This window comes from Cupriavidus basilensis, assembly GCF_000876015.1.
Taxonomy (GTDB): Bacteria; Pseudomonadota; Gammaproteobacteria; order Burkholderiales; family Burkholderiaceae; genus Cupriavidus; species Cupriavidus basilensis_B.
Genome location: NZ_BBQM01000015.1, coordinates 108,530 through 132,256, shown reverse-complemented (window position 1 = coordinate 132,256; position 23,727 = coordinate 108,530). Strand labels below are relative to the sequence as shown.

Annotated in this window: 15 protein-coding genes; 8 read left to right on the top strand and 7 right to left on the bottom strand. The window is 71.1% G+C overall.

Annotation, left to right across the window (positions count from 1 at the left end):
- Nucleotides 1-121: 121 nt before the first annotated feature.
- Nucleotides 122-568, bottom strand: coding sequence for a lysozyme inhibitor LprI family protein (locus KF708C_RS14535; protein ID WP_059412369.1), 447 nt, complete (start codon nucleotides 566-568; stop codon nucleotides 122-124).
- Between the two features lie 178 nt (nucleotides 569-746).
- Nucleotides 747-3,392, bottom strand: coding sequence for a type VI secretion system ATPase TssH (gene tssH, locus KF708C_RS14530; RefSeq protein ID WP_029043342.1), 2,646 nt, complete (start codon nucleotides 3,390-3,392; stop codon nucleotides 747-749).
- Nucleotides 3,393-4,010: 618 nt separating this feature from the next.
- On the opposite strand from tssH, the gene KF708C_RS35660 reads away from it, so the two are divergent.
- The 8 genes from KF708C_RS35660 (at nucleotide 4,011) to KF708C_RS14490 (ending at nucleotide 12,818) form a co-directional block, all read left to right on the top strand.
- A complete protein-coding gene (locus tag KF708C_RS35660; RefSeq protein ID WP_059412368.1) occupies nucleotides 4,011-4,892 on the top strand; it encodes a TagK domain-containing protein in 882 nt (293 codons plus the stop codon).
- A gap of 1 nt (nucleotide 4,893) precedes the next feature.
- Nucleotides 4,894-5,742: a type VI secretion system accessory protein TagJ gene (locus KF708C_RS14520; protein ID WP_059412367.1), complete on the top strand. Its 849-nt coding sequence runs from the start codon at nucleotides 4,894-4,896 to the stop codon at nucleotides 5,740-5,742.
- Nucleotides 5,729-6,247 carry a type VI secretion system baseplate subunit TssE gene (tssE, locus tag KF708C_RS14515; RefSeq protein ID WP_020201811.1) on the top strand — a complete coding sequence of 173 codons (519 nt, stop codon included), beginning with the start codon at nucleotides 5,729-5,731 and terminating at the stop codon, nucleotides 6,245-6,247. Before KF708C_RS14520 ends, tssE begins: the two co-directional genes overlap by 14 nt.
- 1 nt (nucleotide 6,248) lies before the next feature.
- Nucleotides 6,249-8,129, top strand: coding sequence for a type VI secretion system baseplate subunit TssF (gene tssF, locus KF708C_RS14510; RefSeq protein ID WP_059412366.1), 1,881 nt, complete (start codon nucleotides 6,249-6,251; stop codon nucleotides 8,127-8,129).
- A gap of 2 nt (nucleotides 8,130-8,131) precedes the next feature.
- Entirely contained in the window at nucleotides 8,132-9,175 is a 1,044-nt protein-coding gene (gene tssG / locus KF708C_RS14505) for a type VI secretion system baseplate subunit TssG (RefSeq protein WP_020201809.1), read from the top strand.
- A gap of 18 nt (nucleotides 9,176-9,193) precedes the next feature.
- On the top strand, nucleotides 9,194-10,291 hold the full coding sequence (locus tag KF708C_RS14500) for an ImpA family type VI secretion system protein (protein ID WP_059412365.1): 1,098 nt from the start codon (nucleotides 9,194-9,196) through the stop codon (nucleotides 10,289-10,291).
- A gap of 105 nt (nucleotides 10,292-10,396) precedes the next feature.
- Nucleotides 10,397-11,422 carry a fimbrial protein gene (locus KF708C_RS14495; RefSeq protein WP_020201807.1) on the top strand — a complete coding sequence of 342 codons (1,026 nt, stop codon included), beginning with the start codon at nucleotides 10,397-10,399 and terminating at the stop codon, nucleotides 11,420-11,422.
- 37 nt (nucleotides 11,423-11,459) lie between these two features.
- Complete coding sequence (locus tag KF708C_RS14490) at nucleotides 11,460-12,818, top strand: GlcNAc-transferase family protein (protein WP_059412364.1); 1,359 nt, start codon at nucleotides 11,460-11,462, stop codon at nucleotides 12,816-12,818.
- Here KF708C_RS14490 and KF708C_RS14485 read toward each other — a convergent pair.
- The 5 genes from KF708C_RS14485 to tssM form a co-directional block, all read right to left on the bottom strand.
- The gene (locus tag KF708C_RS14485; RefSeq protein WP_059412363.1) at nucleotides 12,711-16,202 is read right to left on the bottom strand and encodes an RHS repeat-associated core domain-containing protein; all 3,492 of its coding nucleotides are present in this window, start codon (nucleotides 16,200-16,202) and stop codon (nucleotides 12,711-12,713) included. The two genes, KF708C_RS14490 and KF708C_RS14485, sit on opposite strands and share 108 nt — an antisense overlap.
- Nucleotides 16,203-16,215: 13 nt before the next feature.
- A complete protein-coding gene (locus KF708C_RS14480; RefSeq protein ID WP_020201804.1) occupies nucleotides 16,216-16,485 on the bottom strand; it encodes a PAAR domain-containing protein in 270 nt (89 codons plus the stop codon).
- A 99-nt stretch (nucleotides 16,486-16,584) separates the two neighbouring features.
- Nucleotides 16,585-18,954, bottom strand: a complete 2,370-nt coding sequence (locus KF708C_RS14475) for a type VI secretion system Vgr family protein (RefSeq protein ID WP_231586490.1) — start codon at nucleotides 18,952-18,954, stop codon at nucleotides 16,585-16,587.
- 85 nt (nucleotides 18,955-19,039) lie between these two features.
- Entirely contained in the window at nucleotides 19,040-19,609 is a 570-nt protein-coding gene (locus KF708C_RS14470) for a hypothetical protein (RefSeq protein ID WP_020201802.1), read from the bottom strand.
- A 51-nt stretch (nucleotides 19,610-19,660) separates the two neighbouring features.
- A complete protein-coding gene (gene tssM / locus KF708C_RS14465) occupies nucleotides 19,661-23,719 on the bottom strand; it encodes a type VI secretion system membrane subunit TssM (RefSeq protein ID WP_059412361.1) in 4,059 nt (1,352 codons plus the stop codon).
- Nucleotides 23,720-23,727: the final 8 nt, after the last annotated feature.

The following is a 23,727-nucleotide window of genomic DNA, read 5'->3' as shown; positions in this document are numbered from 1 at the left end:
TGACGAATTGGCGGGATTGCGATGCCGTGCGGGCCCCGCCACTGCCCCATGCCGTGGCTGCCGGCGCGAAGGCCGTCGGTGCGGGCACGGTAGCTAGTGCCGTGCCCGCGCCGGCCTCCGCCTACCGCGGCGGCAAGTCGGCAACGGCGCTGCCGATCTGCGCGGCGCGCCGCGCGTTCATCTCGGCCACGCACGCGAGGCCGAGCATCTCGTGCGTGTTGCCGGCACCGCCGCCGCCGAGCGCGGCGGCGAATTCGCACTGCGCGTCGCGGTAGCGCGCGAAAACCGCGCCGGATGCCTTGAGCTTGCGCGCGGCGGCGGTGGCGTACCTGGCGTCCTCGTCCCACGCGGCGAGCGCGGCCACGGCCTGCCGCTCGGCTCGCCGCAGCGCGTGCTCGCTCGCGCGCGCCTTGCCGGCGAGGCAATCGCGCATGCGGGCCTGCGAGCCGGCGCTGCATGCCGCGCGCGCGTTCTCGACGCCGCCGGCCTGCGCCGGCATGGCAAGCAGCGACGCGGCCAGGACCAGGCAAGCGGGAAGCGAATGCGCGACGGATATCACCGTGCGCATGCGGCCGCCCTTTCCCCGCGCGCCGGCCCGGGCGCGTACCCGGGCTGCCTGGCGTGGCCGGGACCGCCGCCGTTGCAGCGCCGCGCGACCGGGGCCGTGCCCCGTCCCGACCGCCGCCTCGTGGACCGTGGCGTCGGCCGCGCGCGCGTTGCGGTGCCCGCGCCTGGCCACGCCGGATTCACTGCGCGTCGCCGTCGAACACGCGGAAGACGAACGCCTCGGCGGGCGCCGCCTGCGCGTCGGCCACGTCGATCTCGATGCGCCGCAGCGCGCGCTTCGACGAGAACGCGCCGAGCCATTGCGCGGCGAGGCGCGGCAGCACGTGCTGCTCGATGAAGCCGATCAGCAGCCGCGCGCCGGTCTCCTGCACCAGGCAGCGGCCGGTGATGTAGTCGACCACCGCCGGCGCGTAGGTCAGGCCGATCGCGTGGTTCGAGGCCATGCGCCTGACCACGCGGTCGAGGTGCAGCGCGACGATGCGCGACAGCGCTTCCTGCGCCAGCGGGCGGTACGGCACCACGGTCACGCGGCCGAGGAAGGCGGCCGGGAACACCGTCAGCAAGGCCGGGCCAAGCGCCGCGCACAGGCCTTCGTGGTCCGGCGCGAGCGCCTCGTCGGCGCACAGGTTCGCGCTCAGGTCGGAGCCGACGTTGCTGGTGAGCAGGATGGTGGTGTTGCGGAAGTCGATGTAGCGGCCGTCGCCGTCTTCCATGTAGCCCTTGTCGAAGACCTGGAAAAACATCTCGTGCACGTCGCCGTGGGCCTTCTCCACTTCGTCGAGCAGCACCACCGAATAGGGCCGCCGGCGCACCGCCTCGGTCAACACGCCGCCCTCGCCGTAGCCGACGTATCCGGGCGGCGCGCCCTTGAGGCCGGACACGGTGTGGGCTTCCTGGTACTCGCTCATGTTGATCGTGATGAGGTTCTGCTCGCCGCCGTACAGCGCCTCGGCCAGCGCCAGCGCGGTCTCGGTCTTGCCCACGCCGGACGGGCCGGCGAGCAGGAACACGCCCAGCGGCTTGCCGGGGTCGGTGAGGCCCGCGCGCGCGGTCTGCACGCGCTCGCCGATCTGGCGCAGGGCGTCGCCCTGGCCGATCACACGGGCCGCGAGCGTATCGGGCAGGACCTGCACGGCGGCCACTTCGTCCGTCACCATGCGGCCGACCGGGATGCCGGTCCAGTCGGAGACGATCTCCGCCACGATGGCTTCGCCGACCTCGGGAAACACCAGCGGCGACTCCTGCTGCAGGTCGGACAGCGCCTGCTCCAGCTCGGCCAGCGCCGCCGGCGGCATGCCGGCCTCGCGCGCGCGCAGCAGCGCCTGGGCGGCGCCCGCCTGGGCCTGCCAGCCCGCCTCCAGCGCGCGCTCGTCGGCTTCCAGCGCGGCGATGCGCCGCCCCACGGCGGCCATCGCCTGGTCGTTGCCGATGCCGATGCGCCGCTCGCTGTCGAGCAGCTCGCATTCGACGCGGGCGGCCTGCAGGCGCTGGCGCACGTCCTGCAGCTCGCGCGGCGGCGCGTGCTGGGACAGCGCCACGCGCGCGCAGGCGGTGTCGAGCAGGCTGATGGCCTTGTCCGGCAACTGGCGCGAGGGGATGTAGCGATGCGACAGCGTCACCGCCGCGCGGATCGCCTCGTCCAGCACCACCACGCCGTGGTGGCCGGAGAAGGTCTGCACGAGGCCGCGCACCATGTCGATGGCGGCCGCTTCTTCCGGCTCGGGCACCTGCAGTACCTGGAAGCGGCGCGTAAGCGCGGGGTCCTTCTCGATATGGCGCTTGTACTCGGCCCAGGTGGTGGCGCCGATGGTGCGAATGGTGCCGCGCGCCAGCGCCGGCTTGAGCAGGTTGGCGGCGTCGCCGGTGCCGGCCTGCCCGCCCGCGCCGATCAGCGTGTGGATCTCGTCGACGAACAGGATCACCGGCATCGCGGACTTCGCCGCGGCCTCGATCACGCCCTTGAGGCGCGCCTCGAACTCGCCCTTCATGCTGGCGCCCGCCAGCAGCGCGCCGACGTCGAGGCTCAGCAGCCGCACGTCGGCCAGCTTGGGCGGCACGTCGCCGTCGACGATGGCGCGCGCCAGCCCTTCGACCACCGCGGTCTTGCCCACGCCCGCCTCGCCCGTGAGCAGCGGGTTGTTCTGGCGGCGGCGCAGCAGCACGTCGATCATGGTGCGGATCTCCAGCTCGCGGCCGACCACCGGGTCGATCTCGCCGGCGCGGGCGCGCGCGGTCAGGTCGGAGCAGAACTGCTCGAGCGGCGCGCCGCCGGCCGGCGCGGCCAGCGCGGACGATGCCTCGCCCGGCAGCGCGGCGGAGAAATCGCTGTTGTCGTAGGGCGCGTCGTCGGCCTCGGGCGAGCCGTCGATCCACGCCGGCAGCATCTCGCGCAGCCCGTCGAGCGGAATCTTGCCGAACGCCGGCGAGACCGACAGCAGCACGCGCCGCAGCTCCGGCGTCTTGACCAGCGCCGCCAGCAACCACGCGCCACGGATGCGGCGGTCGCCGAAATCGAGCGTGGCCAGCACCCAGGCGCGCTCGATCGCGGTCTCGATGTGATGCGAGAAGTCGCTGATCGAGCTCGCGCCGGCGGGCAGCGCGGCAAGCGCGCGCAGGATGTCCTGGTCGAGCGCGTCGGCGTCGACCTCGCAATGCCGGAGGATGCGCTGCAGGTCGCCGTCGGGTGCCTGCAGCAGTTGATGCACCCAGTGCACCAGCTCGACATAGGGGTTGCCGCGCAGTTTGCAGAAAGTCGTCGCGGATTCAACGCTGCGGAACAGCGAGTTTCCGAGCTTGCCGAACAAAGCCTGTCGTGAAATCGTCATAGTCTCGACCGTGAATGATGGGGCGTGCGCGCGGGAGCGCATCCGCCGCGCGGCGTATCGGGAGCACCGTTGTCCGCGCGGGATGCGAGTCGGAAGCGGGCCGGATGCGGGCGGGGATGCAGGCGGGAATGCGGGCAGCGCCGGGCGGGAAATCCGCCGTGCGAAAAAAATAAGACATTAATGGCGATCATTGCCGATTGCCAATAAGACTAGTATCAATCTTTCATTCAATTGTGTCGGCAATGTCATGAGGCGGAATAAAAGAAATCCACCTGGCACATGCCGCATTCACGATACCGGACGGGAATAAGCGTCGCATTGCCCACGCCGCAAGCGCGCCGCGACTTCCCTGGCGTGGCGGCGCGTATTGCCTTGTCCTGCCTGGATTTCCCGCCCGCGATCGCGCGCACGGATCGACGCGCGGATCACATCGGCGATTCGCCGCGCCGCCAAATTTAGAACAATTCCTATATCTACAAATCGACCCGTGGCATAGCATCTCCCCGGTTTGCATCACACGCTATTCCGTCTTCCGCGTTTCACCTTCCCACTCCGCGCCGTCATTGGCAACGGAAACGGGAAATGAAATGGAGGCGGGCGAAATACCACCCTTTGACGATGTCGAGAGAGAAACTGGCGGCGCACGCGCATCCCGGGCCGCACCAACCCATCCCGGCCGGGAGCGACGCTCCGCGGCCCGGCGGCGAAGCGCCGCCGCCGGACGGCCACGCCGCGCCCGCGCCGCCCGACCTGATCGCCATCGGCAACGCGCTGGCGCGCAGCGAGCCGGCCCACTTCCGCGACCTGGCCGCGCTGGCCGGCGCGCAGGCGGACCCGATGCAGCACCGCGACGCGGCGGCGGGCGCGCCGGCGCCGCTGCTCATCTTCGACGAGGAGCCGCTGGCCGGCCCGGGCGCGCTGCCGGAAAGCGACGACGATGCCGACCCGCTGGCCGGCCTGCTCGCCGAGTACCGCCGCGCGCTGATCCACCGCGAGCGCGACCACGACGCGCACGAGCTCAAGGCCATCGGGCGGCCCCAGGTCGCCATGCCGCTGCCGGAGGACCCGTTCCTCGACGCGCGGGGCCGCTTCGAGACCGGCTCGCTGCTGGGCGACCTGCTGGGCAGCCAGCAGAACATCGACACCGTGCTCGGCGAGATGGACACCTTCCGCGCCGACCACCTGTTCGCCGAGGAAGACCGCCACGAGATCCTGGCGCTGCTCGCGCCGGCCCGCAAGGCCGGCCGGGCGCTGTCGCAGGCCGCGCTGCTGGCCCGCCAGGAGCACCACCTGATCAGCGTGGACAGCCATTTCCCCATGCTGGTGGCGCGCACCGACACGGACGCGCCGGACGAGACAGGCGCCGACATCGGCGCGGACGCCGGCGCCGACATCGACGCCGACACGCAGGCCGCCGGCACCGGCGCGCAGGCGCCAGCGGACGCGCCGTCGGCACACACGAACCCTTCACCGGAACCCCACGATGACGAACAACCTTGACATGACCGTTTCCACCGCCGCCGCCGATGCCGTCAGCGCCGCCACGCTCGCCGGCATGCTGCGCACGCAGTCGCTCGACCAGTTGCAGCGGCGCACCGCCGAAGCGGTGCGCAAGCGCCCGGCCGATACGCAGGAACGCTGGCTGCTGTTCCAGCTGCTGTGCATCGACGGCGAATGGAACCGCGCGCTCAAGCAGCTCCAGACCTGGGCCACGCTGGAGCCCGCCGGCGAAGCCCGCGCCCAGCTGCATCGCGGCCTGATCCAGAGCGAGCTGTTCCGCATCGAGGTGTTCGCCGGCCGGCGCACGCCCGGCTTCATCGCGCCGGCGCCGGCGTGGGTCGAGACGCTGCTGCAGGCCAACGCCCGGCTCGGCGCCGGCGACGTGGCGACGGCCGACACGCTGCGCCGCGCCGCGCTGGAGCAGGCGCCCGTCAGCCCCGGCGAGAGCCCCGAGATGGGCGCCTTCGCCTGGCTGGCCGAAAGCGACACGCGCCTGGGCCCGGTCTGCGAGATGGCGGTGGCCGGCGGCTACCGCTGGATTCCGTTCGAGCAGATGCAGTCGCTCACCTTCACGCCGGCCGGCACGCTGACCGACCTGGTGTGGCGCCCGGCCACCGCGGTGCTGCGCGACGCCACGGTCCTCAAGGGATACCTGCCGACCCGCTACGTCGGCTCCGACGCGGGCCCGACGCCGTGCCGGCTGGCGCGCGAGACGAGCTGGACGGACGTCGGCGACACCGGCGTGATCGGGCTGGGGCAGAAGACCTGGAGCACCGACCAGGGCGACTGGGGCCTGCTCGACCTCGGCAGTTGCCGCTTCGCGCACGGAAACGACGATGCGGCAGCCTGACAACTGGCACCGGCCCGCCTACCTGCCGTCGCTGCTCGACCGGCTGCAGGACGACGCGCCCAACAAGCGCAGCGAGCGCCCCGACGCCTATGCGCCGGACGGCGAGGGCATGCGCAGGATCATCCGGCGCGACCTGAGCCTGCTGCTCAACACCACCAATCTCGACGGCGAACTCGACGCGGCGCGCTTTCCGGCGGCGGCCGCGTCCGTCGTCAACTACGGCGTGCCGCCGCTGTCCGGCAGCTACCTGAGCGACCGCAACTGGGAATCGCTCGAAAAACTGCTGCGCGCCGCGGTCATCCATTTCGAGCCGCGGCTGATTCCCGAGTCGGTGGCGATCCGCCCCGCGACCGATCCCGGCGCGGCCAGCTACAACAAGCTGGTGTTCGAGATCAGCGGCCTCATGCAGTGGTCGCCGTATCCGCTGGAGTTCCGCATCCAGAGCACCTTCGACATCGAAATGAACAAAGTGACGCTCGATCCGGGCGCACGCACAGGCAGCTGACATGGACCCGCAGTTTCTCGACCACTACAACCGCGAGCTGACCTACATGCGGGAACTGGCCGGCGAATTCGCCGCCCGGCACCCGAAGATCGCGCGCCGGCTCGGCATGCAGGGCATCGAGGTGGCCGACCCGTTCGTGGAGCGCCTGATCGAGGCGTTCTGCTTCATGTCGGCGCGCACCCAGCTCAAGCTCGAAGCCGAGTTCCCGCGTTTCACCCAGCGCCTGCTCGAAGTCACCTACCCCAACTACATGGCGCCCACGCCGTCGATGGGCGTGGCGCGCCTGCGGCCGAGCCTGCGCGAGGGCAATTTCAGCAAGGGCTTCAAGGTGCCGCGCCACAGCGTGCTGCGCTCGGCGGTGCCGCCCGGCGAGCAGACCGCCTGCGAGTTTCGCAGCGGCCACGACGTCACCATCTGGCCGATCGAGATCGTCGATGCCAAGCTCACGGCGATCCCGCCCGACCTGCCGCCCACCGAGCGCCACCTGCGGCCCCACGTGCAGTTGCGCGGCGCGCTGCGGCTGCGCCTGCGCACCGTCGGCGAGATCCGCTTCTCGCAGATCGCCGGCCTCGACCGCCTGCCGCTGTACATCAACGGCGACGAGCGCATCGCCTCGCACCTGTTCGAGCTGATCCACGCCGGCAGCGTCGCCTCGGTGGTGCGCGCGTTCGGCGCGGCGCGCGGCGAAGGTCATGTGGTGTCCAGCGCCGCGGTCGATTTCGAGGGGCTGCGCGCCGACCAGAGCCTGCTGCCCGTGCCGTGGAACACCTTCCACGGCCACAACCTGCTGCAGGAGTATTTCACCTGCCGCCAGCGCTTCTATTTCTTCGCGCTGACGCAGCTCGGCGCCGGCCTGTCGGCCATCGACGGCAGGGAGGCGGAGATCGTGCTGCTGCTCGACCGCCTGCCCGAGACCCTGACCTCGCACGTCGACGCCGCGCGCTTCCTGCTGTTCTGCACGCCCGTCATCAACCTGTTCCCGAAGCGGACCGACCGCGTCGAGATCAACCGCGCGCTGACCGCCTTCCACCTGGTGCCCGACCGCAGCCGCCCGCTCGACTATGAGGTCTTCTCGGTGTCGCGCGTGTTCGGCCAGAAGGCGCAGACCTCGAACGAGGTGGTCTTCAACCCGCTGTACCAGACCCTGCACAGCGACACCGGCAACTACGGCCGCTACTTCTCCATCCTGCGCGAGCGGCGCACGCTGTCGGCCAACGTGCGCAAGTACGGCACGCGCACGCCGTACATCGGCACCGAGGTCTTCGTCTCGCTGGTCGACCAGGCCGAGGCGCCCTACGCCGACGACATCCGCTACCTGTCGGTGGAGGCCTGGGTCACCAACCGCGACCTGCCCCGGCTGATCCCGCGCAACGGCGTCAGCGACCTGACCATGCAGGAATCGGTGCCGATCGAGGGCGTGAGCCTGGTGCACGCGCCGAGCGTGCCGCGCGAGCCCTACGCCGCCGGCGAGACCGCCTGGCGGCTGATCCGCCAGCTCAGCTTCAACTACATGCCGCTGGCCGAGCTCGACCACGCCGACGGCGGGCAGGCGCTGCGCAACATGCTGCGGCTGTTCGTCGGCAGCGGCGACCACGAGCAGGCCGCGCAGATCGACAGCCTGGTCGGCGCGCGCACCGAACCCGTGGTGCGGCGCCTGCCCGGCCACGGGCTGCTGGTCTACGGGCGCGGCGTGCGCTGCGAGCTGACCGTGGACGAGACCGGCTTCTCCGGCGTCAGCCCCTACCTGTTCGGGCTGGTGCTGGAGCACTACCTGGCGCGCCACGTGTCGATCAACGTCTTCACCGAGACCGAGCTGCGCTCGATGCAGCGCGGCCTCGTCACGCGCTGGAAGGCCCGCATGGGCGGCCGCGGGGCGGTGTAGCCATGCACGCGCCCACCCCGCATCCGGTCGACGCCGGCTCCCCGATCCATCCCGACGCGCTGCGCGCGTGGTTCGACGAGCGCGCGCCGTGGCAGTCCAGCTTCCTCGGCCTGCTGCGCGCGATCTCCGCGCGCGCGCCCGGCATGCCGCTGCCGGGCACGGCGAGCCTGCCGGGCCAGGAACCGTTCCGCATCGGCCAGCAGCCTTCGCTGGCCTTCGCGCCGCGCGAGATCGCCGCGCTGGACGTGCGCGGCGGCCACCTGGACATCCGCCTGTTCGGCCTCGGGCTGTGGGGGCCGCAGGGGCCGCTGCCGCTGCACATGACGGAGCTGGCCTACACCCGCGCCGAGAGCCACCAGGACCACACGCTGAGCGCGTTCGCCAACCTGTTCCACCAGCGCGCGCTCACGCTGTTCTACCGCGCCTGGGCCGCGTCGCAGGCCACCGTCTCGCTCGACCGCCCCGACGACGAGGCGTTCTCGTTCTACGTCGGCAGCCTGATGGGCACGGACACCGCCGAGGCGGCGCTGACCCATCCGCCGACCCACGCGCGCTACGCCGCCTCGGCCCACCTGGTGCGCGAGGCGCGCAACCCGGACGGACTGGCGGCCACGCTGTCCCACTATTTCGGCGTGCCGGTGGCGGTCGACGAATACGTCGCGCACTGGATCCGCGTCGCCGGGCCGGAGCGCACCCGGCTGGGCGCGCCGGCCGAGTCCTCGATCGTGTGCGAGGGCGCCATGCTCGGCGAGATGGTGCCCGACTGCCAGCACAAGTTCCGGCTGGTGATCGGCCCGCTGGACCTGGACCAGTACCTGCGCCTCACGCCGCACGGCGACGACCTGCCCACGCTGGTCGACTGGGTGCGCGCCTTCGTCGGCTACGAATACGACTGGGAAATCAAGCTGCTGGTCAAGCCGCGCGCGGCGCCGCCGGCGCGCGCCGACGCCGCGCAGCGGCTCGGCTACTCCACCTGGCTCGGCGAATCGCTGGACGACCTGCCGGTCGTCGGCATGGTGTTCGAGCCGGAGAAATACTGTGCCTGACCTCGGAGATTTTCACGCATGAACGCGAACACGCCGGCCGCGGCGCTGCGCTACGCCGATCTTCTGGAACCCGTCTCGGCCGACGCGCCGTGCGGCCCGGACCTCGAATACGATCCCGCCTTCGTCATGCTGCAGGCCGCCATCGCGCCGCGGGCCGACGCGCAGTACGGCGATTTCGTCGACGCGCCCCAGCCCGCCAACTGGGCCGAGGCCGAGCGCGACTGCCGCGCGCTGCTGCTGCGGACCAAGGACATCCGCCTGGCCGTGATCCTGGCCCGCTGCCGCACCCGCCAGGGCGGCGCGGCCGGCCTGCGCGACAGCCTCGCGCTGCTCAAGGCCATGCTCGACCGCTACGGCGACGCGCTCCACCCGGTGCCGTTCTTCGAGGGCGAGCCCGACCCCGTGGTGTGCGCCAACGCCATCGCCGCACTGGCCGACGCCGACGGCGCGCTGGCCGACGCGCGCGACATCCCGCTGCCCAAGACGGCGGGGCTGCAACTGCAGCTGCGCGACATCGAGAAGGCCTTCGCCGTGCCGCGCCAGAAGGACGCTCTGGCGCCGGAATCGGCCAGCCGGCTGCTGCGCGAGTTGTGGGCCAGGCGCGACCCGGCCGTGGTGGCGCTCGCCGAGGCGCAGCGGAGCGCCGCCGAACTCGATGCGTGGAGCCGGGAAACGCTCGGCGCCGACGCGCCCGACCTCGGCGCGCTGACGAAGCTGCTGCAGCCATTCGCGCCGGCCAGCCTGGAATCGCCCCACGCGGCGGCGGCCCAGCCCGCCGGACTTCCCGCGCCGGCGGCGGACATGCCGGACACGGGCGACACGGCGGATGCGCCCAATGCGCCGGACACGCGGGCGGCCCCGCCGGCGGCGCCCGCGCTGCCGGCAGCCGCCGGTCCCGCGGACGCGCCGCGCCCTTGCGCCGGCCCGCCGGCCGACCGCTGGCAGGCGCTCGCCGCGATCCGCGACACGCGCCTGTGGTTCGAGGAGAACGAGCCGAGCAGCCCGGTCATCGTGCTGCTGCGGCAGGCCGAGCGCATGGTCGGCAAGCGCTTCTCCGAGCTGGCCCACATCATCCCCGCCGACCTGCTGCCGCTGTGGGACGCCGTCGATGCGTAGTCCGGGCCGGCCTTCCCGTTTATCCAGCGCCCCCGACTTCCGCGCGGGTTTCCGCCCCGGACCCGCCTCGTTTCCACGCCGTTCCCATCTCACTCCCTTCCAGCCATGAAAAGACCTTTCGCGCTACTGGCCTCCCTGTCCGCCGCCGGCCTGCTCGCCGCATCGCCGGGCGCCTTCGCCGAATGCCGGCCGATGACGCAGCCGGAGATCGACTACTCGGTCAACGTCGAAGGTATCAGAGCCCAGGCGTATTCGTCGTTCCAGATCAACTTCCCGGGGCCGGCCGAGGTCGATCCCGACCTCGGCATCGGCGAAACGATCGCGACAGGCGAATACAGAATGGACGACCGGCTCCGGTTTGCCATCTGCATCACTCCGTCCGGGACAATCAACTACGGGTTCTTCGCACCGTTCACGCTTTCCGTGCTGGGACAGAAAATCTATGACACCGGCATCCCCGGCGTCGGCTTCCGGCTCAGCTATCAGCGCCCCAACAACGGGCGTGTCGACGTCATGCCGGTCGCGCTCCCGTGGGCAGGCAGCAGCAGTGTGTACTACAACATCAATGCCGGGGCGGTATACCGCATGGAGCTGATCAAGACCGGCAACAACATGCCGAGCCGGTCGGTGGTGAATCTGGGAACGGTTGCCACCTTCTACGGCGACCTGCCTGCTCCGGCACTCGGGCACATCAGCGTCAACAGCATCGAACTCAAGGTCCTGCCGAAGTGTCATGTCGACAGCAGCACGCTGAACATCGACTTCGGTCCGTTCGGCCCGGCCGACGTCTCCACCACCGCGGGCCCCACGCGGCAGGTCGATTTCACCGTGCGCTGCTCCGGCCCGACCCCGCCCGCCACGATCACCGCCACGCTGGCCGGCACGCCCGACGGCGACGATCCCCGCTTCATCCGCAACACCGGCGCCACCAACCTGGCGATCCGGCTGGCGGACCGGAGCACGTCCTACGTCCTCAAGCCCAACGACAGCAACAGCGCGCTCATACACGAGCCGTATGGCGCGATGGCGTCCAGCTTCTCGCTCGACGCCACGGTGCTGCGGGTCGGCAGCCGGACCCCCACGGCCGGCCAGATCCAGGCCACGGCGACCGTCACGCTGAGCATCCTGTGAACGAACACCTTCCCTTCTCATCACCGCATCTCATGAAATGAAACCCACGATTTTTGTCCAGATGGCCAGCTACCGGGACCCCGAGCTGATCCCGACGCTGCGCGACCTGATCGAACGCGCGGACCGGCCCGACATGCTGCGCATCGTCGTGTGCTGGCAGCACGCGCTGCACGAGACCGTCAGCGAATTCTTCGCGCGCGGCTTCGCCAAGTGGCGCCTCGATGCCAGCGGCCAGCACACGGTCCATACGCTGGCCTATGGCGATGCGTCGATCGAACTGATCGACGTGCCGCACATGGCATCGCAGGGCGCCTGCTGGGCGCGCAACCTGATCCAGCAGCAGTACCGCGCCGAGCGCTACACGCTGCAGCTCGACTCGCACCACCGCTTCGTCGATGGCTGGGACAGCCAGTTGACCGACATGCTGGAGTCGCTGCGCGCGGCCAGCCCCAAGCCGGTCCTCACGGCATACCTGCCGTCGTATTTTCCGCACGACGATCCCGGCGGGCGCCGCCAGAACCAGCTCGAAATGCGCTTCAGCCACTTCAGCAAGCGGGGCGTGGTGGTCTTTTGCCCGGCCCGGCTGTCGCACGCGACACCGCGGCAACCCGTTCCGGCGCGCTTCTACAGTGGCCATTTCACGTTCGCCGACGGGAGTTTCTCGGTCGAGGTGCAACATGATCCGCAGTATTTCTTCCTTGGCGAGGAAATCTCGATCGCCGCGCGCGCCTATACCCACGGCTACGATCTCTATCACCCGCATCGGCTGATCGCCTGGCACGAGTACACGCGCAAGGGCCGCACCAAGATCTGGGACGACCACTCGGCGCAGGCCAAGGCCGACGGCGCGATTCCGATGTACTGGGGGGAACGCGACAATATGTCGTACCAGCGCAATCGCGCGCTGTTCGGCATCGACGGCGAGCCGCGCGGCGACGCCGAATTCGGCCCGTACGGACTGGGCAGCGAGCGCACGCTCGCCGAGTACGAGACCTACGCGGGCATCGATTTCACCCATCGCGGCGTGCAGCGCGCGACCCTCGAGGCCGCGCCGCCGGCGCAGGGAATGGTGCCGGCGCGTGGCACCGAAGCGGAGTGGAAGGCATCGCTGGTACGCTCGAACGAGCTGCGCCTGTGCCTGCATCGGAAGACAATGAACGCGGCATCGACGAAAGTCCACACCTGCCGCATGACCGTCCATGACGCCACAGGCAGCGTGCTGCACCATCGCGTCATGGAGGCCGAGGAATTCGGCCAGGCCATGCGCGGCGAGTGGTTCGACCGCAACCTAATCTTCACCTCCGGGCTCGGGCAGCTTCCCGCCAGCTACGTCGTCGAACTGCTCGACGATGCCGGTGAGCAACTGGGACGGATAGAGCAGGCGGTCGAGGCCTGACATCCGGAGCGCGGGCGCGCATGGCTGCATGCGCGCCATTTGCACCGCATGCCCGTCCGGATTGCCGCCGGTCAGCGGATTGAACACGTAGCGGTACGGGCTCGCGCCGGCCGGCGCGGTGCGGTCGGGGCTCAGATAACGGCCGGCGTCGGGATCGTAGAAGCGCGCGCCATTGAGATGCAGTCCGGTTTCCTCGTCCGCGTATTGCCCCGCGAAGCGCAGCGGCTGCCGCGCCTGCTCGCGCAGGCCGGTCGACGGCGCCAGTCCGCCCCAGGCCTTGTAGCGGCCGCGCCAGACCGGCTCGCCGCTCTCGTCGGTGAGCGCCACGGCGGTGCCGGCGCCATCGGTGTGATAGTGCAGCACGCGCATCGGGCCCAGCGTGCCGTCCTCGAGGCGCTTCTGATCCACGCAGGCCAGCGGCGCGTAGGCCGTCAGGCCATCCGCGGCCGGCTGGTACAGATAGGTCCGGATGCTGTCGCCGGTGCGCTCCTGCGCCAAGCGGCCGCCCTGCCAGACCAGTTGCGTGGCCTCGTCCTGCGCGCCGCCAAAAAGTGACCCCGGCAATCCGGGCAGCCCCTGCAGTCCGGCCAGGCCGGGCTCGGCCGGGCCGGCGCTGCGGCGGATGCAGCGGCCCAGCGCGTCGTAGCGGTAGCGCACCACGCTGTCGCGCTGCCGCGCGGCGACGAGCCGGCCCTCGGCATCCCACTCCAGCGACAGCGCACCGGCCGCGCCGTGCTTGCCCGTCACCTGTCCCCAGGCATCGAATTCGTAGCGGTAGCCGCGGCACTCGAGCAGACGGTGGTCCGCGTAGATGGCGGGCTGCCAGCCGGCGCGCGGCGTGTCGAGCAGGTTGCCGGCCCCGTCCCACGTGAAATACTCGATGCCGAGGTCGTCCGACACGCAGCGCAGCAGCGCGCCGCGCCGGTCGTAGTCGAAATGGATGCGGCCGTCATAGCGGTCGTCCAGGCGCGCGAGGTTGCCCGCAGTGCTATATTGCAGCTCGCGCCATTGCAGCACCTCGCCCGGTGCCATCTCGCCGTTCTCGCCAGGCACGGCGGTCATGGCGAACCAGCGCAGCGGCCAGCCGGTCTCGGTGTAGTGAGTGTGGAGATAGAGCGCGCCCTGCGAGCGCAGCACGCAGCGGCGCATGGCGTCGTGCTGGAACGCGGCGATGCCATGCATGTCCTGGCCGCTGCCCAGGCCGAGCAGCGCGGGCGCGCCCGCTTCGTCGTGCTCGGTCTTGACCGTCTGGCCGTGCGGCAGCGTGACCTCGGTCGCGCGGCCGGCCGCGTCGTAGAGATAGGTCAGCGTGCCGTTGGCGCCGTGCTCGGCGGTCATGCGGCCGAGCGCGTCGTATTCGAAGCGGATCGTGTCCGGCTCCAGGCCGAGCGCGCGCCCCGCCTCGGTAGGCTCGTAGCCGACCGCCTCGGGCAGTCCCCGGCGCGTGTAGATGAAGCGATAGCGGGCATGCTGCGTCTCGCGCGAGACCAGCCGCCCGAGCGCGTCGTGGTCGAACGTCTCGGTGCGCGCGAGCGCGCCCGCGGTGGCCGTGACCTGCCCCAGCGTGCCAGCCGCCGCGTAGGCGAACTCGCGCCGCACGCCGTCGGCATCCGTCACCGACTGCAGGTGCCCGGCCGGGTCCCAGGCCAGTTGCTGTATCGCGCCGTTGCTGCCTGCGGTGCGCGTGCGGCGGCCGTGCGCGTCGTACTCGTGCAGCGTGACGTGGCCTTCCTCGTCGACCGCGCGCACGACGTTGCCGCGCGCGTCGCGGTGCCAGTGCCGGGTCTGCCCGTCCGCGCCGGTCCACGACACCGGCTGGCCTGCGGCGTTCCAGGCGTGGCGCTCCTCGCGGCCGTCCGGCAGCGTCACCACGAGCGGGCGGCCCAGCCGGTCGGGCTCGATCCTGGTGAGCGCGCCCTGCGCGTCGATGACGGACACGACGTGGCCGGCGGCGTCGCGGCCATAGGCGGTGGCGCGGCCGCCCGGCTCCACGCACCGCGCCAGCTGGCCGCGCGCGTCGTACTCCAGCACGGTCGCCTGGCCCTGCTCGTCGGTGCGGTGCTCCGACAGGCCGCCGTCCTGCTCTTCGTGCCGGATCTGCGTGATGCCGTGGCGCGGCGACTGGCGGCGCACCGCCTGCAGGCGGTCGTTGCGCTGCCACAGCCAGGTCCGGCCGTCGTCATGGCGGATGCTGACGAGCTTGCCGGTGGCGAAGGCATAGACCCGCGAGCATTCGGCGCCGAGCGGGTCGATCTCCTGCGTGACGCGGCCCAGGTTGTCGTAGACCGCGCGCAGGCGCCGCTCGCCGGGCAGGGCCAGCATGACCGGCCATCCCGCGTCGTTGTATTCGAAGACGTGGCGGCGCCCGTCGAAGCCGACGTGGGCGCGCACGCGGCCGCAGGTGTCGTACTGCCAATGCGCGGCGTGGCCGAACACGTCGACCGCCTGGCTGGTGCGGTTCTCGATGCGGTAGGTGCAGCGCTCGTGCGCGCCGTCGCTGGTGATCCGCTCGGCCACGCGCTGCGCGCCGCCCACGGGCTGCCACACGTAGCGCGTGACGTGGCCCAGCGGCCCGGTCTCCTCGACCATGCGCCCGCCGGCATAGGCGAAGCGGCGCACCACGTCGCCGAGCCGGTTGCGCACCTCGGCAAGCTGGCCGTGCGCGTCGTAGCCGTACCTGGCCAGGAAGCCGGCGGCGCCGCCGTCGACGCACTCGATGCCGGTCAGGCGCGAGCTCGCCTGCGCGTAGTGCAGGCGCAGCTCGTGCCCGCAGGTGCCGCGCATGCGCAGCAGGCGGCCGGCCTCGTCCCAGATGCAGCCGATGCGATGCTGGTGGATGTCCTCGACGTACTTCAGCCGCGCCACGCCGCGCGCGTCGAAGTCCCCGAACACGCGGTAGCGCGGCGTCAGGTCGGCCACCACCATGCGCCCGTCGGGCAGGCAGGCGATGTGCAGCTGCTCCGCCGACACGATGACCTGGGCGCCGCGCGCCGGCGCCGGCACCGACAGCGCGCGGCCCTGCTCGTCGGTGTAGACCAGCCGGTCGTGCACGCGCGCGAGCGTGACTTCCCAGGGCGAGCGCCAGCCCGGTCCCAGCAGCCCGCCGCCGGGCAGCAGGCTGGAATAGAAGCGGTTCCAGGTGATCGGCAGGCGTCCGGGCAGCGCGAAATCGGCCTCGTTCCACGGCAGGCATATCTTGGCCCCGGTGGTCATGTCCACCGTTTCGCACAACAGCCCCGAGAGCGCGCGGCGCGCGCCGTAGCGCCCCGCGAGGTCGCCCGGCTGATGCCGGAAACGGCCCGCCGGCGGCGCCACCTCCAGCGATTCCAGCACCACGCCTTCCAGGCCGGCCAGCACGCCGCCCAGTCCTCCGATCCCGCTCATGCTTCTCCTTTGCTCAACCGCCGATGGAGACGTCGCCGGAGCCCGTGACGATGGGCGCTCCGCATGACGTCAGGCTGCCGACGAACGCCGCCGGCAGGCCATTGATGAAAACCGAGCCGGAACCCAGCACCACCGCCTGCGCGGAACAGTGCGGCCCGCACACGGCGATGCTGCCGCCGACGAAGGCGGCGGGGATGCCGTTGATGGACACGTCGCCCGAGGCCGTGACGACCACGCCGCCGTGGCCGATGGCGTCGCCGAGCCTTGCTGCGGGACTACCCATGATGAATCTCCTTCAGAAGAAATGGGGCGACTGCGCCCTGGTTCGCGTAAACGCCGCGGCCCCTTTTCGGTCCCGCGGAGGGACCGCGGCGGCGCCGGATCAATCGACATCACCTGTAGTTTCGGGATACGTCTCGGGCGGCTCCGGTGTCGATGGTTCCGGCGTTGACGGCTCTGGTGTCGACGGCTCAGGCGTTGACGGTTCTGGTGTCGATGGCTCCGGCGTTGACGGCTCCGGTGTCGACGGCTCAGGGGTTGACGGTTCTGGTGTCGACGGCTCAGGCGTTGACGGCTCCGGTGTCGACGGCTTCGGCGTCGACGGCTCCGGCGCCGGCGGCAACGGCCGCAGCTTCGGCGCCGTCACCGAGAACCCGAACGCGGGCAGCGGGATCGGCGGCACGACGCCGCTGCCGCCGCCGCCGCCGCTGGCGGCGCTGTCGGAGTCGCCCGGGTTGAGATCGACCTGCGAGCCCTGTATCACCACGTGGCTGCTGCCGATGATGCGAATCTTGGTGCCGACGATCTTGATGCTGCCATCGGGCGACAGCGTGATCCCGGCCGCGCCGCAGCAGAAGTTGATCAGGCCGCCCACGGCCAGCGCGTAGACGCCGCCGACCGAGGTCGAGTAGGCGCCGCCGACCGCGACCGCGCGCGCGCCGCCGACGTTCAGCGCGGACGCGCCGCCGACCTGGGTCGACTCGGCGCCGCCCACGGAATAGCTGGCGGCGCCGCCGACGATGCTGGTAAACGTCGCGCCGACCGAGCACGAGTACGTCAGGCCCACGCCGAGCGAGAGGTTCACGCCGACCGTGTGCGACTCGTTGTTCTTGGTCAGGCGGTTCATGTCCTTCTCCGCCTGGATCTCGACCTCCTCCGCGCCGAGCTTGTCCTCGAAGCGGATGGCGTTGTAGTTCTGCCGCCCACCGGTGATGGTCTTGCTCTTGAAGCCGCTCTTGGTCGCTTCCGCGGGCAGGTCCCACGGCGGCGGCGTCATGGTGTTGTAGAGGCTGCCGAGGATCAGCGGGCGGTCCGGGTCGCCGTTCAGGAAGCCGACGATCACTTCCTGCCCGATACGCGGAATGTAGATGCCGCCGAAGTTGGTGCCGGCCCAGGCCTGGCTGACGCGCACCCAGCACGAGTCGGTGGCGTCGTTGCGCGCGTAGCGGTCCCACAGGAAGCGCACCTTGACGCGGCCGAATTCGTCGGTCCACACCTCCTGGCCCTGCGGCCCGACCACGATGGCCGACTGCGGGCCGTGCGTGGTCGGCTTGGGCGTCTCGCGCGGCATGCGGAAGACCTCGCCGGTGGGCTGCACCACCAGCTCGTTGTTGCATTCGTAGCGATGGCCGCTGCCGGTCTCGTCGGCGACCTCGGTCAGCGCCAGCGCGGATTCGATCACCAGGTATTCGCGGTTCGCTTCCTCGTGCTGGTGCCGCGTCAGGACGAAGGTCTGCCCGCAGCCGATGCCGCGCACGTTGCCCTTGCCGTAGGCCCGCGTGCCGGGCGCGCGCCGCTCCTCCATGCGCACGCGGCTGATGAGCTCGCCGTGCTTGCTGTCGGTGTAGTCGCCCGGCCACTCGTAGAGCTCGCCCTCGCCCCAGTTGGTCTCGCGCGGCTGGTGGTTGGAGGTGCCGATCAGCGCGCGCGGGCGCGTGAAGTCGAAGTCGTCAATGACCACGCGGCCCGGCCGCAAAGCCTCGTCGGTGGAGAAGTAGCCGATGTACTCGATGTCGATCTTGCCGCCGTCCGGATGGTGGACCAGCTCGTGATAGGCCTCGCTGGGCGACTTGCGGTGCGCGCCGATGTGGTCGCACAGCACGAGGCGGTGCTTGTTGTCGGTGTGCTCGAAGAACCAGTAGATGCCCCACTCCTCCATCAGACGCTGGATGAAGTCGAAATCAGTCTCGCCGTACTGGACCTGGAACGCGCGCGGCTCGTTGCGCTCGCTCTCGCCGCGCACCGAGTACTTCTCGATGTCGAGGCGCTTTTCCACCGGATAGGGATAGTCGTGCAGCACCGTGTCGATGATCTCGACCACGGTCTTGTCCTGGAAGATCTTGTAGTCGCTGGTCAGCGTGGCCAGCCACAGCCAGGGCCGCAGCTCCACGCGGTAGATGTTGTAGCGGCCCTCGCCGCGCAGGAAGCCCGCCTTCACCACCAGCCCGCTGATCTCGCGCACGCCCGCGCCCACCCCGCCCAGCGCCCCCGTGCCGATGCCGTCGAGCTGCAGGCTGACCGTCATTTCCGTGCCGATCATCGCCTTCAGGTCCAGATTGGCACTGGTGGACAGCGGCACGTGGAAGTCATCCGGCGTGCGCAGGAGCAGCTCGTATGCGTAGAGCTTCCCGAGATGCTCCTCGCCCCGCAGGGACAGGAACCGGAGTGCCGGCTGGCCAAGCAACCGGGGCATCGCGTCGCTGCGGATGGCCACCGTGTGATCCTGGACAATCCGGCTCGCAGAAGAATTCATTGACATACAGTCCTCTCGATCCTACTCAACCAAACAAATTTGCGCCACGCGGCCGGCCCGGCCGCGCGGCTTCGCACCGCGCCGCTCAGGGCCGGGCGCCGCCGCTGTTCAGGGGCGGCTGCACGCGCACCTGCGCGCGCCGCAGCAGCACCTCGATCAGTAGATCGGCGCCGATGCCCTGCGCGGCCTCGACCAGGTAATCGGCAGCCAGGTCGAGATCCCTCGGACCACGCGCGTCGACGATCTTCTGGCCGAACTCGGCCACCCGCCGCATGCAGTAGACCGCCCGCGGCCCCGGCACGGCGGGCTCCCCCGCCGCCGTGGCGATGCCCTTCACCCATCCGACCGGCGTCGCGTGGACGCCCAGCCACTCGCCGAGCATGCCGGCAATGGTGTGGAGGTTGCCGGCGGCGCACAGCGCGGCCACCCTGGCGCCGTCCACCTCGCGCAGGCGCCAGGCGGCGCGCCACAGCGCGCTCTCCAGCTTCTTCGCGTGCGGCAGGCGCCGGAAGGCGACGATTTCCCGGTATTCCCGGTGGCGGCTGCGCAGCGTGGTGCAGTTCGAGGCGATGGCGCGCTCGAGCGCGCGCGTATCCGGCTCATGCCGGCTCGGCAGCTTGTCGAAGGTGTAGGTGTCAGCGTCCCTGATGTTCATGAATCCGCCTATTGTCCTGTTGACGAGTAAGGGGCCATGCCGCCGGCCGGCTCAATGCACCGCCGGCAGCCCGGCGCCGTCCGGCCGCGCCGCGGCCATCTTGCGCGCGCCGCCGGGGCCGCGGCCCGCGGCGGTGCCGGGGCAGCGGAAGTCCTTCAGCAGGCTGGTCGCGAGCGGGTTGAACTGCCCGCCCGTGACCAGTTCCAGCGCCGCGTGCCGGCCGTCGAAATCGAAATCCACCACCAGCCGGCTGGCCGACGCGGTGCCGCTCAGGCGGCCGCGCTCGATCAGCCGGAACAGCGCCCACGGCCCGCTGGCGACGATCGTCGAGGTGTCGGGCCGGATGCGCGGCCTGGCCGTGATCTCGGCCACCGCGCCGCCGCGCGGCCCGGGCCAGCTCAGCGCGAAGGGCCGCACCGGGCCGTGCGCGTAGCGCAGGCCCTGGCCGTCCACGTCGACCGCCAGTTCGGTGATCTCCGGGTCGATGGCGGCGATCCTGGCATCCATCTTCCACGCCATGCGCTTGGCGCCGGGCTCGCGGAAGAACAGCTCGCGGATCGCCGCGGCGCGCTCGAACGGCTCCAGGCTCGGCCCCTGGATCGGCGGCATGCCGGGATTGAGCGCCTTGTAGCGCCACGGCCTGACGTTGGTGTCCACATAACTGGCGAACGATTTCTGGAAGAAGTCGTCGAGCAGGCCGCCCGCGGCGAACACGCGGTTGAAGTCCTCGATGTCGACTTCCTGGCTGCTGGCCGCGAACGGATATTTCCCCTCGATGGCCAGGCGGCAGCTCGCGCCGACGCTGGAATCCATCTGCAGCGCCAGCAGCGCGCCCACCTCGCGCCCGACCTTGCTGGCCGACTGCGAGGCGATGCCGCCCAGCACCAGCCGCAGCGGCGCGGGCAGCTTGTCGGCCTCCATCTGCAGCGTGGTGCCGATGTCCAGCGCGGGCGGCATGCTGCTGCTGGCCAGCGCGTTGTCGGCCACCGCCAGGCGCGTGTACTGCTCGTTGAGCAGCGCGATGAGCGCGTCGAGCTGCAGCGCCTTGCTGCCGCTGACCGGCGGATTGCTCATGGCCGGGCCGCTGCCGGTGTCCGCCTGGCCGGTGACGACCTCGCGCAGCGCGGCGAAGCGGTTGTCCACCAGCTCTTTTTCCAGCCGCTGCTCGGGCCGCTGCGCGGCAATCCTGGCGGCGGTGGTCGCCGCCGCCTGCGCGGTGCCGGACTTGCGCCCCACCGCAGCCAGCGCCATGTCGGCCAGCGACGAATCCTCCTCGCGCCCGGCCAGCGACAGCGAGGTCTCGCGCACGGCGGCGCGGGCCAGCCGCACCAGCGGCGAATCCGGCGAGGCCAGCACGCGCAGCGTGTTGAGATCGAGCGCCAGCGTGCCGCCGACGCTCTGCGTGCCGGCCGCCGCCGGCCGCACGTCGGCCAGGAACTGCTGCCAGTGGTTGCCGTAGTCGGTCAGGTACTGGCGGCGGATGTCGTCGGCAATGGCCGACCTGCCCGCCACCAGACTGGTGTTGCGCAGCCCGCCCAGCGGCGCCGCGGCGGCCTCGGCGCGGCCCATGACCCAGGCGTCGTCGCTCTGCGCGCGCGCCAGGAACTCGGGCAGGCGCTTGCCGAAGACCTCGTGGTAGCCGTCATAGGTGTAGAGGCCGGGAACGCCGCGCTCGTACCGCGTGCCGTCGGCCAGCACGAAGATCGACGCGCCCTGGATGCCGGCCGCGCGGGCCAGCGTGAAGTTCTCCGGCGCTTCCTTCTCCATCGAGGCCATCGCGCGCTCGTAGAGCCGGCGCGGCGCCGGGTTGCTGCTCAGGAAGCTGCGCGCGCGCTGCACCAGCGCCGCGTCCTGCGGCACGCCGGGTCGGGCCGGGCGCGCGGCGAACATGGCGTCCAGATGCTGGCTCATGGCCTCGCGGCCGCCCATCGCCGTGGCGCCGTCGGTGCGCTCCCAGTCGCGCAGCACCCAGTTCCCGACCGTCTGCGCGTCGAAGCGCTTGTCGTCGTAGAGCATCAGGTAGGCCATCAGCGTGCGGTAGACCTCGTCGGCGTTGCCGGCGTCGACCTGCGCGCCCAGCACGGTCTCGACGCGGCGCACCACCTGCGGGAACAGGGCCTGGTGCAGCAGGCTCGAGTACGTCGTCCGCGACGCATCGACGATGACGGGCGCCGTGTACAGGCCGTAGCGGTAGGCGCCGCCCGGCGCGAGCAGATCGAGGCTGCGGTACTGCGGCAGGTCGCGCGAGGCGTCCAGCATGCCGGCGATGGCGCCCGCCCGCGGCGCCTTGTTGTAGGCCTTGACGCTGGCCGCCAGCTCGCCGGTCTTCTGCGAGATCACCGTCAGGTAGGCGCGGTTGTTGTCGAAACTCACCGTGAGCGCGCTGACCAGCCACAGGAACAGCGTGGCGACCAGCAGGTGCCCGGCCCAGCGCACCATGCACAGGCGGATCTCCCATTTCAGGTTGGGCCGCACCAGGTGCGCTTCCGGCACGATCACCTGCCGGAACACGTCGCGCAGGAAGTAGCCGCGGTGGACCGGCGGCGCCGCGTCGGCGCGGGCGGCCTCGGCCGCGCCGTCGTCCGGGCGCAGCCTGGCGAGCCGGCGCCGCAGGCGCTGCATCAGCGTCTCGCGGTCGGCCGGCACGATCTGGCCGGTCTGCTCGGTGCTGGTGAAATAGACGCCGCGCATGGTGGTCTGCAACTGCGTGTCGTCGTAGCGCGAGTCGAGGAACACCAGCCCGAGCGTGTCGACCAGGACCGCGCACAGGCTGCGGAATTCCCGCGGCAGCGCGTAGAGCGTCTTGCGGCGGTCGTTGTCGTACTCCTCGAGCAGGCGGTTGTTGAGGCCGGCGTCGATGCGCGCCTCCAGTTGCGCGAGCTCGCCGGCGCAATGCTGGCGCAGGTCGGCGACCTCGGCCGAGGCGCCGTCGCCGCCGTGCGGCAGCGTGAAGCCCCAGGCCTGCGCGCGCCCTTCCGCGCTCAGCGACTGGAAATACTCGGGAAAGCCCGGCAGCAGGTCGAGCTTCGTCACCAGCACGTAGACCGGGAAGCGGATGCCGAGCTGGTTGCGCAGCTCGCCCAGCCGCGCGCGCAGGCTGGCCGCCAGCGCGGTGCGCTCGCCGTCGGACTTGTCCAGCAGTTCGGCCGCGCTGATGGCCAGGATGGCGCCGTTGACCGGCGCGCGCGGACGGTGCTTGCGCAGCAGGCCGAGGAAGCCCCGCCATTCCGCCGCGTTGACCGCCGCGGCCGGTCTGCTTTGCTGGCCTTGTTCGCCGCGTTCGTCATCTCCGGCTTGTTCGGCCTGCTCGGCCTGTCCGGCTTGCTCGACTTGTGCGTCGCTCCGGTTCTCGTGCTGGACGTAGCGCCCGGCCGTGTCGATCAGCACCGCCTCGTTGGCGAACCACCAGTCGCAGTTGGCGGTGCCGCGCGCGCCGCGCGGCGCCGACTGCGCGCCCATCTGGTCGGCCAGCGGGAATTCCAGCCCGGAGCCCAGGATGGCGCTGGTCTTGCCGGAGCCGGGCGTGCCCAGCATCAGGTACCACGGCAGCTCGTACAGATGGCGGCCTCTTTCGAGCACGCGCGTGCGCAGCGTGCCGCCGCGCAGCCGCTTGAGCTGCCCGACCGCCTTGGCGACCACCAGGCTGACCGTGCGGATCTCGTCGCGCGCCACCGGGTCGGCCTTGTCGGAGGACGGATTGAGAATCCGCTTGAGCAGGTCCGGGTTGGCGCGCACCGCGTGCCACAGCCGGTACAGGCCATAGGCCGAGTAGCAGAAGACGATCACCGAGATCAGCAGCACGCGCACCCACACCGGCGCCAGTGGATGATGCTCGGCCAGCCCGAACAGCGGCCCCGCGTGCCACAGCAGCACACACAGCGCGACGGCGGCGACCGGGCTCAGCGGCCACCCCAGCAGCCAGAACAGCAGCAGCGCCAGCAGCAGCACGATGACGGTCACGCGCGGGCCGGCATCCTCGAGCGGATGCAGCTGGCCGAAGGCCAGCAGCGGGCCGACGAACCACACCGCCAGCGACAGCAGCGCGACCGCGATGAACGCGAGCATCTGCCGCGAGAACAGGAATCGAAAAAAACGTTTCAAGTAAGACATGGCGGGCT